This is a genomic window from Streptantibioticus silvisoli (assembly GCF_027947535.2).
GTDB lineage: Bacteria > Actinomycetota > Actinomycetes > Streptomycetales > Streptomycetaceae > Streptantibioticus_C > Streptantibioticus_C silvisoli.
The window spans coordinates 12,670-27,380 of sequence record NZ_JAAGKO020000057.1; the positions used below are offsets into that span (position 1 = coordinate 12,670).

1 protein-coding gene (running past one end of the window) is annotated in these 14,711 nt (G+C 74.3%); it reads right to left on the bottom strand.

The window, feature by feature from the left end:
* A protein-coding gene (locus tag POF43_RS28640; RefSeq protein WP_282704832.1) for a type I polyketide synthase crosses the window boundary here: on the bottom strand, nucleotides 1–14,711 show its 3' portion. 19,513 nt of this gene lie beyond the right edge of the window; only the last 14,711 of its 34,224 coding nucleotides appear in the window; its start codon lies beyond the right edge, outside the window; the stop codon is at nucleotides 1–3.

A 14,711-nucleotide genomic window follows, 5' to 3' on the forward strand; every position in this document is an offset into this window, starting at 1 on the left:
TCAGGACTTTCCGAATTCGTTCTGGATGATCTCGAAGAGGTCGTCCGCCGTGGCCACGGCGAGCGATCCGTCGTTGCCGGCGCCGGTCCCGCTCCCCGCGCCGTGCAGCTTAGACGCCAGTTGTCGCAGGCGGTCCGCTATGGCGGTGGCCTCCTCTCCGCCCGGTGCCAGGTTCGCCAGGGCCGCCTCCAGCCGGTCCAGCCGGTCCGACGGGGAGCCGTTCTGCGGGTGTTCGGGCTCCTGGGTGAGCTCGGTGCGGATGAGGACGGCGACCGCGGTCGGTGTCGGATGGTCGAAGACCAGGCTGGCGGGCAGTGCGAGCCCGGTGGCGGCGGACAGGGCGTTGCGCAGTTCGACCGCGGCCAGCGACGTCAGGCCGAGGGCCCGGAACGGCCGGTCGGCGTCGACCTCCGCCGCGGAACGGTGGTCGAGCACCAGCGCGATCTGTTCGCCGACCAGATCCAGGACGCGTTGCTCGCGTTCGCCCTCGGACATCGCGGCGAGTTCCTCCCGCAGCGCCTTCCCGCGGTCGGGCGTGGCGGTCGCCTCCCCGTCCGCTGCCGCGACGGCCGGCGGCTGCGCCTCGGGGAGCGCGTCGAGCAGCGGCGTCGGGCGCAGGGCGTTGAGTTCGGGCGCGAGTGCGGCCCAGTCGAGGTCGGCCACGGCGACGCAGGTGTCGCGGTGGTCGATGGCGCGGGCCAGCGCGACCAGGGCCAGTTCGGGGTCGAGGGGGGCGACGCCGGCCCGGTGTACGCCGGCGGCGGCGACGTCGTCGGCCATGCCGGAGCCGGCCCACGGTCCCCACGCCACCGAGGTCGCGGCCAGGCTGCGGGCCCTGCGCTGTTCGGCCAGGCCGTCCAGGAAGGCGTTGGCGGCCGCGTAGTTGGCCTGCCCGGGGTTGCCGAGCACGCCGGCGAAGGAGGAGAACAGCACGAAGGCGTCGAGGTCCAGACCGTCGGTCAGCTCGTCGAGGAGGGCCGCGGAGACCGCCTTGGCGCGCAGGACGCCGGCGAGGCGTTCCGGGGTCAGGGCGTCCAGGACGCCGTCGTCGACGATGCCGGCGGCATGTATCACCGCTGTCATCGGCTGATCGGCCGGGATTGTCGCGAGCAGGCCGGACAGCGCGTCGCGGTCGGAGACGTCGCAGGCCACCACGGTGGCCCGGGTGCCGCGTTCGGCGAGGTCCGCGATCAGCTCGCCGGCTCCCGGTGCGGCCGGGCCCCGGCGGGAGGTGAGCAGCAGGTGCGGCGCGCCCCGGTCGGCGAGCCAGCGGGCGACGCGGGCGCCGAGCGCGCCGGTGCCGCCGGTGACCAGGACCGTGCCGGACGGCTGCCAGCTGTCCGGCTCGGCCGCGTCGAGCGGTGCGCGCAGCAGCCTGCGGCCGAGCGCGCCGGCCGGGCGGATCGCGACCTGGTCCTCGGTGCCGTCGGCCAGGAGCGCCGCCAGCAGGTCGGCGGCCGGTTCGTCCCAGGTCGCGGGCAGGTCGGCGAGTCCGCCCCACAGCTGGGGGTGTTCGAGGGCCACGACCCGGCCCAGGCCCCAGACCTGCGACTGCGCGGGGTCGGTCAGCGGGTCGGCGGGGCCGGTGGACACCGCGCCGCGGGTCAGCGCCCACAGCGGGCCGTCCAGCCCGGCGTCGCCCAGTGCCTGGGCCAGCGTCATGGTCCCGGCGAGGGCGGCCGGCATCCCGTCGCCCGGTGCGTCGCTCAGGGCGAGCGCGCACAGTACGCCGGTGACCTCGCCGGGTACGACCGCTTCGCGCAGGCGTGCGGCGAGTGCGGCCCGCTGCTCCCCCGCCGGGATGCCGATCCGTACGACGGTCGCGCCGGCGCGGTCGAGCATCGCGGCCAGGTCGTCCTGCCGGTCGGCGCCGGACACCGCCAGCAGCCAGGTCCCGTACAGGGGCATGGCCGTCGCGGGGGCGACCGGCGTCCACGACACGCGGTAACGCCAGGAGTCGGGGGCGCCCGAAGTGTCGTCCGACTGCGGGAGTTCGGGCCAGTAGCGGCGGTGCTGGAAGGCGTATGTCGGCAGGGCGACGCGGTGGGCGTCCCAGCCGTCGAACACCGCGGTCCAGCGGGTGGCGGTGCCGTGGACGTGCGCGGTGGCGACCGCCGTGAGCAGCGCTACGGTCTCGTCCCGGTCGGAGCGCAGCGCCGGTACGGCGACGGCATCCTCGGCGCACTGCCGGGTCATCGCGGCCAGTACGCCGTCCGGGCCCAACTCCAGGTAGTTGGTGACTCCTTGGTCCCGCAGCGTCGCGACACCGTCGGCGAACCGCACCGCCTGGCGCACATGCCGCACCCAGTAACCCGGCGTCCCGATCTCCACCGGATCGGCCAACGCACCCGTCACATTGGAGACGATCGGCAACCGGGGCTCGTGGAACGCCAGTTGGGCCGCGACAGCCTCGAAATCATCGAGCATCGCCTCCATCCGCGGCGAATGGAACGCGTGCGAAACGGCCAACCGCTTCACCCGCCGACCCGCCGCACGCCACACGGACTCCAACTCCGCGACAACATCCTCATCACCCGAAACCACCACCGACGACGGCCCGTTCACCGCCGCCACACTCACCTCGGGACGCTCCGCGATCTCCGCGACGACGTCCGCCTCGGTCGCCTCCACCGCCAGCATCGCGCCACCCGCGGGCAACGCCTGCATCAACCGACCCCGAGCGGCCACCAGCACGCACGCGTCATCCAGCGACAGCACACCCGCCACGTGCGCGGCGGCCACCTCACCGATCGAATGCCCCAGCAGGAAGTCCGGCGTGACACCCCACGACTCCAGCAACCGGAACAGCGCCACCTCCAGCGCGAACAACGCCGCCTGCGTGTACACCGTTTGATCCAGCGCCGCCGTGTCGCCGAACATCACCTCACGCAACGGACGCTCCAACTCCGCGTCCAACCGCGCGCACACCGCGTCCAGCGCGTCCGCGAACACCGGGAACGCCGCGTACAACTCAGCCCCCATGCCGACGCGTTGGGCGCCCTGGCCGGTGAACAGGAAGGCCAGCGGTGTGCCCGGCGTTCCGGAGCCGCGCACGACGGCGGCGGCCGGGGTGCCGTCGGCCAGCGCGGTCAGGCCGGCCGTGAAGCCGGCGGGGTCGGCGGCCAGGACGACAGCGTGGTGCGCGAGTCGTGCCCTGGACGCGGCGAGCGACCATCCGACGTCCACCGGGGACGGCGCGGTCTGCCCGGTGGCGTACGAGCGCAGCCGGCGGGCCTGGTCGCGCAGGGCGCCGTCGGACTCGGCCGACAGCACCCAGGGCAGCACGCCGCGGTACGCACCGGCGGGCGCCGGTGCCTGCGGCGGCGCGGGCTGCCGCGCCGGGTCCGCCTGTTCGATGATGACGTGGGCGTTGGTGCCGCTGATGCCGAAGGCCGACACCCCGGCGCGGCGCGGTCCGCCGGACTCGGGCCAGGCGGCGTGTTCCCGCAGGACCTCCACCGCGCCCGACGACCAGTCCACGTGCGGTGACGGCTCGTCGGCGTGCAGGGTCGCGGGCAGGGCGCCGTACCGGATGGCCTGCACCATCTTGATCACGCCCGCGACACCGGCGGCGGCCTGGGTGTGGCCGATGTTGGACTTCACCGAGCCGATGAGCAGCGGCTGGCGGCGCTCCCGCCCGTAGGTGGCGAGCAGGGCCTGCGCCTCGATCGGGTCGCCCAGTTCGGTGCCGGTGCCGTGCGCCTCGACCGCGTGGACGTCGGCCGGGGACAGGCCGGCCCCGGCCAGCGCCTGAAGGATGACGCGCTGCTGGGAGGGGCCGTTGGGCGCGGTCAGCCCGTTGGAGGCGCCGTCCTGGTTGACCGCGCTGCCGCGCAGCAGGGCCAGTACCTCGTGGCCGTTGCGCCGCGCGTCCGACAGCCGTTCCAGCAGGACGATGCCGGCGCCCTCGCCCCACCCGGTGCCGTCGGCGCCGGCGGCGAACGCCTTGCAGCGGCCGTCGGCGGCCAGTCCGCCCTGGTAGCCGAACTCGACGAACGCGTTCAGTGTCGACATCACGGTCACGCCGCCCGCGAGCGCCAGCGAGCACTCGCCCTGGCGCAGTGCCTGGGCGGCGAGGTGCATGGCGACCAGCGACGAGGAGCAGGCGGTGTCGACCGTCATCGCGGGCCCTTCCAGGCCGAACGTGTAGGCGACCCGGCCGGACAGTACGGCGGCGGCGTTGCCGGTGCCGACGTGGCCTTCGAGCCCTTCGCCGGCGAGGGCGACGGAGACGTAGTCCTGGCCGTTGGTGCCGGCGAAGACGCCGGTGCGGCTGCCGCGCAACGACATCGGGTCGATGCCGGCGCGTTCGAACGCCTCCCAGGAGATCTCCAGCAGGAGCCGCTGCTGCGGGTCCATGGCGACCGCCTCGCGCGGCGAGATGCCGAACAGGCCGGCGTCGAAGTCGGCCGCGCCGGTGAGGAACCCGCCCTTGCGGGTGAAGCCGGCGGCCTGGCCCCGGCGGTCCCAGCCGCGGTCGGAGGGGAAGTCACCGATGGCGTCGACCCCGTCGGCGACCAGTCGCCAGAAGTCCTCGGGGTCGCGTACCCCGCCGGGGAACCGGCAGCTCATGCTGACGATCGCGATGGCGTCCTCGGCCGGCGGCGCCGTGGTCGCCGCACCGGCAGCCGGGCCGCCGGAGGCGGGCAACGCCACGACGCCGCCGGCCAGTTCGGCGCGCAGGTGGCCGGCCAGCGCGCCGGGCGTCGGGTAGTCGAAGACCAGTCCGGCCGGGAGCGTGAGGCCGGTCGCGGCACCGAGCCGGTTGCGCAGCTCGACCGCGGTGAGCGAGTCGAACCCGAGGTCGCGGAACGCCCGGCCCGTGTCGATCGTGGCGCCGGAGGCGTGGCCGAGGACGGCGGCCGCCTGGAGGCGTACCAGTTCCTGGAGGAGCCGGTCGCCCTCCGCGGCCCCGGCGGCGGCGAGCCGCTCGCGGAGCCGGGCCGCCTGGTCGCGGGCACCGGCGCCGTCGGCCTGCCCGGCCGCCAGGGCCGCGCGGACCTGCGGCAACTCGTCGAACAGCTTGCTGTCGCGGGCCGCGACGAAGCCGGGGACGAAGCGGGCCCAGTCCACGTCGGCGACCGCGATCGCCGGGTCGCCCTGGTCGACGGCGTGGCCGAGGGCGGTGACCGCCTGCCGGGGGGACATCGGCGACAGGCCGGCCCGGCGCATCCGCTGGGCGATCAGGTCGTCGTCGGCCATGCCGCCGTCGGCCCACGGCCCCCACGCCACCGAGGTGGCCGGCAGTCCGGCGGCCCGGCGCTGTTCGGCCAGCGCGTCCAAGTAGGCGTTCGCCGCCGCGTAGTTGGCCTGCCCGGGGTTGCCGAGCGAACCGGTGAGCGAGGAGAACAGCACGAACGCGGTCAGATCGAGCTCCCGCGTCAGCACGTCCAGGTTGTGGGCGGCCAGGGCCTTGGACCGCAGTACGGAGGCGAACCGGTCGGGCGTCAGCGCGCCGAGCACGCCGTCGTCGAGGATGCCGGCCATGTGCAGGACGGCGGTCAGCGGCCGCTCGGCCGGGACGTCCGCCAGCAGTGCGGCCAGCGCCTGCCGGTCGGCGACGTCGCAGGCCACCACGGTGGCCTCGGCCCCGCGCTCGGCCAGTTCCGCCACGAGGTCCGCCGCGCCGGGCGCCCCCGCGCCGCGCCGGCCGGCCAGCAGGAGGTGGCGCACTCCCCGCTCCGCGAGCCAACGGGCCACGTGCGCGCCGAGTGCGCCGGTCGCGCCGGTCAGCAGTACCGTGCCGGACGCCGACCAGTCGATGCCGGACTCCGCGGCCACGGCCGGCGGGGCGGGCCGCAGACGGCGCACGAACGTGGCGGAGGCGCGGATCGCCACCTGGTCCTCGGCGCCGTCGGCCAGCACCGCCAGCAACCGGTCCGCCGCGCGCTCGTCCAGCACCGCCGGCAGATCGACCAGGCCGCCCCACCACTGCGGGTACTCCAGCGCCGCGACCCTGCCGAGGCCCCAGACCTGGGCCTGCACCGGGTCGGTCAGCGGGTCCGAACGCCCGACGGAGACCGCACCCCGCGTCACGCACCACAGCCGGGCCCGCAGGTCCGTCTCGTCGAGCGCCTGGATCAGTGTCACGGTGCCGGCCAGGCCGGTCGGCAGCGCGGAGCCGTCGAGGGGAAGGTCGCGGTCGTCGGACTCCCCCAGGACGGACAGCACACCGGTGATGTCCCCGTGCCGCTCCGCCAACTGCCGCAGACGGGCGGCGAGTTCCTTGCCGTTCGGGGTGGGGTCGAGTACTTCGACGTTCCGCGCGCCGCCGCGCAGCAGCGACTCCGACAGCGTGGATGCCAGTCCGTCGCCGGTGCCCACGACCAGCCAGGTGCCGGAGGGGGTGCCCGCCGGGACGTCCGTCGACGGCCGCCAGGTGAAGCGGTGCCGCCACGCCTCCACCGCGCTCCGCTCCTGCCGCTTCCTGCGCCACGCCGACAGCGCGGGCAGCACCGCGCTCAGCGGCGCGTCGCCGTCCAGCCGGAGCGTCCCGGTCACGGCGGTGAGGTCATCGGTGTCCACCGCCTGCCAGAACTGGGCGAGTTCGGCGTCGGCGACCGGCCCGGCGGTGCCGCCCTCGGGCGCGTCGACCCAGTAGCGGGTGCGCTGGAAGGCGTAGGTGGGCAGCGGGACGTGCCGCGCTCCCCAGGGAGCGAACAGTGCCGCCCAGTCGACCGGTACACCGTGCGCGTACGCGGTCGCCAGCGCCGTCATCAGCGCCTCGTCCTCGTCCCGCTCCCCGCGCAGCACGGGAACCGCCACGGCGGGCTCGACACACCGCTGGACCATCGCCGTCAGCACGCCGTCCGGCCCCAGCTCCACAAACCGCGTCACGCCCTCCGCGTGCAACGTCGCGACCCCGTCCGCGAACCGCACCGCCTCGCGGACGTGCCGCACCCAGTAGGCAGGCGTACGGATCTCGTCCGGGTCGACCAGCCGCCCGGTCAGGTTGGACACGATCGGCAGCCGCGGCACCTCGAACACCAACTGCCCGATGGCGGCAGCGAATTCATCGAGCATCGCCTCCATCCGCGGCGAGTGGAACGCGTGCGAAACGGCCAACCGCTTCACCCGCCGACCCGCCTCCCGCCACGCCGCCTCCAACTCCGCGACGATGTCCTCGTCACCCGAAACCACCACCGACGACGGCCCGTTCACCGCCGCCACACTCACCTCAGGACGCTCCGCGATCTCCGCGACGACGTCCGCCTCGGCAGCCTCCACCGCCAACATCGCGCCACCCGCCGGCAACGCCTGCATCAACCGACCCCGAGCGGCCACCAGCACGCACGCGTCATCCAACGACAGCACACCCGCCACGTGCGCGGCAGCCACCTCACCAATCGAATGCCCCAGCAGGAAGTCCGGCCGCACACCCCACGACTCCAACAGCCGGAACAGGGCGACTTCGAGGCCGAACAACGCCGCCTGCGTGTACACCGTTTGATCCAGCGCCGCCGCGTCGCCGAACATCACTTCACGCACCGAACGGCCCAACTCGACGTCCAACCGCACGCACACCGCGTCCAACGCCTCCGCGAACACCGGGAACGCCGCGTACAACCCGGCGCCCATACCCACGCGTTGCGCACCCTGGCCGGTGAACAGGAAGGCGGTGCGGCCCGGTCGTGCGACGCCGCGTACGACGGTGGCCGCGGTGCGGTCGGCGGCGAGGTCGGCGAGGCCGCGCCGGAAATCGGCCGGGCGGGCGGCGAGCACGACCGCGCGGTGGTCGAGGGCGGCGCGCGTCTCGGCGAGGGTGCGGCCGATGTCCGCCGGGGCGGCCTCGGCGCCGGACTCCGTTTCGAGGTGGGCCAGCAGTTGCCGCGACTGCGCCGCCAGGCTCTCGTCGGAACCGGCGGACAGCAGCCAGGGCAGGACGCCCGGCGCGGTGGCGGGGGCGGACGGGGCCGGCTGTGGCGGGTCCGCCGGCGGCGCCTGCTCGATGAGGGCGTGCGCGTTGGTGCCGCTGATGCCGAACGAGGAGACCCCGGCCCGGCGCGGGCGGCCCGTCTCGGGCCACGCGGCGCTCTCGGTGAGCAGGCGGACCCCGCCGGAGGACCAGTCCACGTGCGGGGAGGGCTCGTCGACGTGCAGGGTCTTGGGCATCGTGCCGTGGCGCATGGCCATGACCATCTTGATGACGCCGCCGACGCCCGCGGCGGCCTGGGTGTGGCCGATGTTCGACTTCAGCGATCCGAGCCACAGCGGCCGGTCCTCCGGACGGTCCTGTCCGTAGGTGGCCAGCAGCGCGTGTGCCTCGATCGGGTCGCCGAGGGTGGTGCCGGTGCCGTGGCCCTCCACCACGTCGACGTCGGACGGGTTGAGGCGGGCCTCCTGGAGTGCCTGGCGGATCACCCGTTCCTGGGAGGAGCCGTTGGGGGCGGTCAGGCCGTTCGAGGCGCCGTCGGAGTTGACGGCCGTGCCGCGTACGACGGCCAGCACCTGGTGCCCGTTGCGCCGCGCGTCGGACAGCCGTTCGACGAGGAGCAGGCCCGCGCCCTCCGACCAGCCGGTGCCGTCCGCGCCGGCGGCGAAGGACTTGCAGCGCCCGTCGGCGGACAGGCCGCGCTGCCGGCTGAACTCCACGAAGGTGTCCGGCTTCGCCATCACGGTGACGCCGCCGAGCAGCGCCATGTCGCACTCGCCGGAGCGCAGGGCGGCGCACGCCCAGTGCAGGGCGACCAGCGACGAGGAGCAGGCGGTGTCGACGGTGACCGCCGGGCCTTCGAGGCCGAAGGTGTACGCGATGCGGCCGGACACCACGCTGGCGGCGCTGCCCGTGCCGAGGTAGCCCTCGATGTCCTCGGGGACGAACGGCAGGCTCGACATGTAGTCGTGGTACATGACGCCGGTGAACACACCGGTGCGGGTGCCGCGCATCGAGGTGGGGTCGATCCCGGCGCGTTCGAAGGTCTCCCAGGACAGTTCGAGCAGCAGGCGCTGCTGGGGGTCCATGGCGAGCGCCTCGCGCGGTGAGATGCCGAAGTGCTCGGCGTCGAACCGGTCCGCGTCGTGCAGGAATCCGCCTTCGCGGGTGTACGTCGTGCCGCTGTGCTCGGGGTCGGGGTCGTAGAGCCGCTCGACGTCCCAGCCGCGGTTGACGGGGAACTCGCTGATCCCGTCGCGGCCCTGGAGCGCCAGCTGCCACAGCTCCTCGGGGTTGCCCACCCCGCCCGGGTAACGGCAGCTCATCGAGACGATGGCGATGGGGTCGTCGGCCGTCCCCCTGGTGGCCGGCGTGTTCGGGCGCCGTTGGGCGGCCCGGCCGACCAGCTCGTCGCGCAGGTGCTCGGTGAGGGCGAGGGCGTTCGGGTGACTGAAGATCAGCGTGGCGGGCAGCCGCAGTCCGGTGGCGGCGGCCAGGCGGTTGCGCAGTTCGACGGCGATCAGCGAGTCGAACCCGAGATCGGTGAAGGCGCGCTTGGGGTCCACGGCGCCGGGCGAGGCGTGGCCCAGCACCTCGGCGACCTGGGCGAGGACGAGTTCGCCGACCACGCGGGTCTGCTCCGGCCCGGCCAGGCCGGCCAGCCGTTCGGCGAGCGCGGTCCCGGTCGCGGCGGTGCCGTGGACCGCGCGGCGCCGCTTGACGCGTACCAGGTCGCGCAGCAGGGCGGGCACCGGCAGGCCGTCCGGGACGGGCGTGGCGGCGAGGTCGGTGGCCATGGGGACCACCAGGGCGCGGCCGGCGGCGGGGGCCAGGTCCAGCAGCGCGAGGCCGCGCTCCGCGGACAGCGCGCCGCCGAGCGCGGTGATCCTGGCCCGGCCGGCCCGGTCCAGCGTTCCCGCCATGCCCGCGGTGCCGTCCCACGGTCCCCAGGCCAGCGACAGGGCGTTGAGCCCGCGGACCCTGCGGTGCGCCGCGAGGGCGTCGAGCACGGCGTTGGCCGCCGCGTAGTTGCCCTGGCCCGCGGTGCCGAACGTGGCGGACGCCGACGAGAACAGCACGAAGGCGTCCAGCTCGGCGCCCCGGGTCAACGCGTGGAGGTGCAGCGCGGAATCGGCCTTGGCCCGCAGCACGGCGTCGAGCCGGTCCGGGGTCAGGGATTCCAGGACGCCGTCGTCGAGGACGCCGGCGGTGTGCACGACCGCGGTCAGCGGGTGCGCGGCGGGGATGGAGGCCAGGGCTTCGGTCAACGCCTCCCGGTCGGCGGCGTCGCAGGCACGCACCGTGACCCGGGCGCCCGACCCGGCCAGGGCGGCCCGCAGTTCGGCGGCGCCGGGCGCGTCCGGCCCGCGGCGGCTGAGCAGCATCAGGTGCCGCACCCCGTGCTCGGTCACCAGGTGCCGGGCCACGAGCGCGCCCAGGGCTCCGGTGCCGCCGGTGACGAGCACCGTCCCGGTGCCGCTCCACCGGACGGGGGCCGGCTCGGCGGGCACCGCGCGCACCAGGCGCGGAGTCAGCAACCGCCCGCCCCGGACGGCCAGTTGGGGTTCGTCCGTACCGTGCAGTGCGGTCAGCAGGGCGCGCGAGGCGGGGTCGTCGTCGACGTCCACCCACACCAGGCGGTCCGGGTGCTCGTTCTGCGCGCTGCGCACGAGGCCGGACACCGCGGCGCCGGCCAGGTCGGCCACGTCGTCGTCCCGGCCGACGGCGACCGCGCCGGCGGTCAGCACGGCCAGGCGCGACGAGCCGAAGCGCGGGTCGGCCACCCACGCCTGGAGCAGCGCGAGGGCGTCGTGCGTACGGCGCCGGATCGCCTCGGCGGGACCGGTCGCGTCGTCCGCGGCCGGCTCCCAGAACACCAGCTCCGGAACGGGCCGGTCCGCGCCGAGCGGCGGCTCCAGGACGAGCACGCCGTCGGCGTCCAGGCGCGCCGACGACCACGGCACCGGTACGCCGGCGGCGGAGGGCACGGCGGTCTCGACCCAGTCGACCGCGAAGAGCGTGTCGGCGGTGCCCGCGTCGCGCACCTGCCGCAGTTGCTCCTCCGAGGCCGCGCGCAGGACCAGCGACTCGACCTCGGCCACCGCCGTCCCGGTGCCGTCGGCGACCCGCACCGCGATCTCGTCCGGCCCGACCGGGCTGAGCCGGACGCGCAGCACCGACGCCCCGGCGGCGTGCAGGGTCACTCCGGACCAGCTGAACGGCAGCCGCGCGCCGCCGGTGTCGTCGACCAGGCCACCGAGGACGACGGGGTGCAGGGCGGCGTCCAGCGCGGCCGGGTGGAGGCCGGACTGCTCGGCGTCCTGCCGTGCGGCCTCGGGCAGCGCGACCTCGGCGAACAGCTCACCGTCCGCACGCCAGGCGGCCCGCAGCCCCTGGAAGACCGGCCCGTAGGCGAGACCGCGTTGGGCGAGCCGGGCGTAGACGCCGTCCACGGCCACCGGTTCCGCGCCCTCGGGCGGCCAGGCGGTCAGCTCGAACGGTGCCGCCTCGGTCGGCCCGGCGGTCAGCGTGCCGACGGCGTGCCGGGTCCAGGTCCGCGCCCCCTCCGGCCGCGCGTACACCGACACCGGCCGGGTGGAGTCCGCCGTTCCGGCCCCCACGCCGACCTGGACCTCGAACGCCTGCTGGGCGGGCAGGACCAGCGGCGCTTCCAACGTCAGGTCCTCAAGACGCGCGCAACCGACCGCCTCACCCGCCCGCAGCGCCATCTCCACGAACGCGGTGCCGGGCAGCAGCACGTTGCCCTTGACCACGTGGTCCGCCAGCCAGGCGTGCGTCCGGGTGGACAACCGCCCGGTCAGCAACGCGCCCTCGCCGTCGGCCAGGACGACCGCGGTGGCCAGCAACGGGTGGTCGGTGGCCCCGATCCCGGTGGCCACCTGCGGCCTCGGCCAGTACCGCTCGCGCTGGAAGGCGTACGTCGGCAGATCCGTGACCTGCCCCTGCCAGGTGGCGAAAACAGCAGCCCAGTCGACAGCCGCCCCCCGCACGAACACCGACGCCACCGCCGCCAGCACAGCCCCGGTCTCGTCCCGACCGCCACGCAACACCGGCACCGCCACCGCCGGCTCAACACACCCCTCGACCATCGCCGTCAACACACCGTCCGGCCCCAACTCCACAAACCGCGTCACACCCTCCGCATGCAACGTCGCGACCCCGTCCGAGAACCGCACCGCCTCGCGGACGTGTCGCACCCAGTAGGCCGGCGTACGAATCTCCGCCGAGTCCACCAGGCGACCGGACAAGTTGGACACGATCGGCAGACGCGGCGCCTCGAACACCAACTGCTGTATGGAGGCGTGGAATTCGTCGAGCATCGCCTCCATGCGCGGCGAGTGGAACGCGTGCGAAACGGTGAGCCGCTTCACCCGGCGGCCAGTCGCACGCCAGGCGGTCTCCAGGTCCGCGATCACGTCCTCATCACCGGAAACCACCACGGACGACGGCCCATTCACCGCCGCAATGCTGACCTCCGGCCGCTCCGCGATCTCCGCCGCGATCTCGACCTCAGCAGCCTCCACCGCCAGCATCGCCCCACCCGCCGGCAACGCCTGCATCAATCGACCACGAGCACCGACCAGCACGCACGCGTCATCCAGCGACAACACCCCCGCCACATGCGCCGCCGCCACCTCACCGATCGAATGACCCAGCAGGAAGTCCGGCCGCATCCCCCACGACTCCAACAGCCGGAACAGGGCGACTTCGAGACCGAACAACGCCGCCTGCGTATAAGCGGTCCGGTTCAGCAACTCCCCGTCGCCGAACATGACGTCGAGCAACGGACGATCGAGTTCACCGTCCATCCGCGCACACACCGCGTCCAACGCATCCGCGAACACCGGGAACCCGGCATACAACTCCCGGCCCATCCCGACCCGCTGCGCACCCTGCCCCGTGAACAAGAACGCCGTACGACCAGAAACCGCGACCCCACGAACAACACCGACGCCGTCACCGCCCTCGGCCAACCGGCCCAGACCAGTCAACAACTCAGCCCGATCCGCACCCAACACCACCGCACGGTGCTCCAGAGCCGCCCGCGTCACCGCCAACGACACACCCACATCCACCGACCGCACACCGGACAACTCACCCACGAACGAGCCCAACCGGCCCGCCTGCGCACCCAACCCCGCGGCCGACTGCGCCGACACCACCCACGGCACCACCGACGGACCCACACCCACGGAAACCCCGGCCGACGCAGGCAACTCCGCTGTTTCCGCCGTCTCCTCCAAGATCGTGTGCGCGTTCGTCCCACTGATCCCGAACGACGACACCGCAGCACGACGCGGCCCCGCCAGCTCGGGCCACGCCCTCGCCTCGGTCAGCAACTCCACCGCACCGACCGACCAGTCCACGTGCGGCGACGGCTCGTCGACATGCAGCGTCGGCGGCAACACACCGTGCCGCAGCGCCATCACCATCTTGATCACGCCCGCGACACCCGAAGCAGCCTGCGTATGACCGATGTTCGACTTCACCGAGCCCAACCACAACGGCCGGTCGCCCGCACGCTCCCGGCCGTAGGTCGCCAGTAGCGCCTGCGCCTCGATCGGGTCGCCCAACCGGGTCCCGGTGCCGTGCGCCTCCACGACGTCCACGTCCGACGCCGACAGACCCGCACTCGCCAACGCCGCCCGGATCACCCGCTGTTGCGACGGACCGTTCGGCGCCGTCAAACCGTTCGACGCACCGTCCTGATTCACCGCCGACCCACGCACCACCGCCAACACCCGGTGACCATTGCGCCGCGCGTCCGACAACCGCTCCACCAGCAGCATGCCGACGCCTTCGGACCAGCCGGTGCCGTCGGCCGCCGCGGCGAACGGCTTGCAGCGGCCGTCCCCGGCCAGCCCGCCCTGCCGGCTGAACTCGTCGAAGGCGCCGGGGGTGGCCAGCACCGCGACGCCGCCGGCCAGCGCCATCGAGCACTCACCGTTCCGCAACGCCTGCGCCGCCAGATGCAACGCCACCAACGACGACGAACACGCCGTATCCACCGTCACCGCGGGGCCTTCGAGCCCGAACGAGTAGGCGACGCGGCCCGACATCACGCTGTTCGCCTTGCCGGTGAGGTTGTGGCCGGCGGCGTCCTCGGACAGGCGGGTGCCGGAACCGTAGTCGGAGTTGGAGGCGCCGACGAAGACACCTGTCGTGCTGCCCCGCAGGGAGTGCGGGTCGATCCCGGCGCGTTCCAGCGCCTCCCAGGACGCCTCCAGCACGAGCCGCTGCTGCGGGTCCATGGCCAGCGCCTCGCGCGGCGAGATACCGAACAGCGCCGCGTCGAACCCGGCCACGTCGTCGATGAATCCGCCCGCCCGGGCGTAGTCCGCACCCGTCGGATCCCATCCGCGGTCGGTGGGGAAGGCGGAGATCCCGTCCGTTCCCGACGCCACGAGGTCCCACAACTGCTCGGGGGTGGAGACTCCGCCGGGCAGACGGCAGCTCATGCCCACGATCGCGATCGGTTCGTCGGTGCCGAGGGTCCGGGGCGCCGGTGATGCCACCGACGGTTCGGTCGCGTCGCCGCCGAGCAGCCCGGCCAGGTGGTCGGCCAGGACCTGCGCGGTCGGGTAGTCGAACACCAGACTCGCGGGCAGCGTCAGCCGCGTGGCCCGGGCCAGCCGGTTGCGCAGTTCGACCGCCGACAGCGAGTCGAACCCCAGGTCCTTGAACGGCCGGTCGGTCACGACCAGGGCGGCCTCGGAGTAGCCGAGGACGTCCGCGGCCCGCGCGCGTACGAGGTCCAGCACCGCGTGCGACCGCTCCAGCGCGGTCAGGCCGGTCAACTGCCGTGCGAACGCGGACA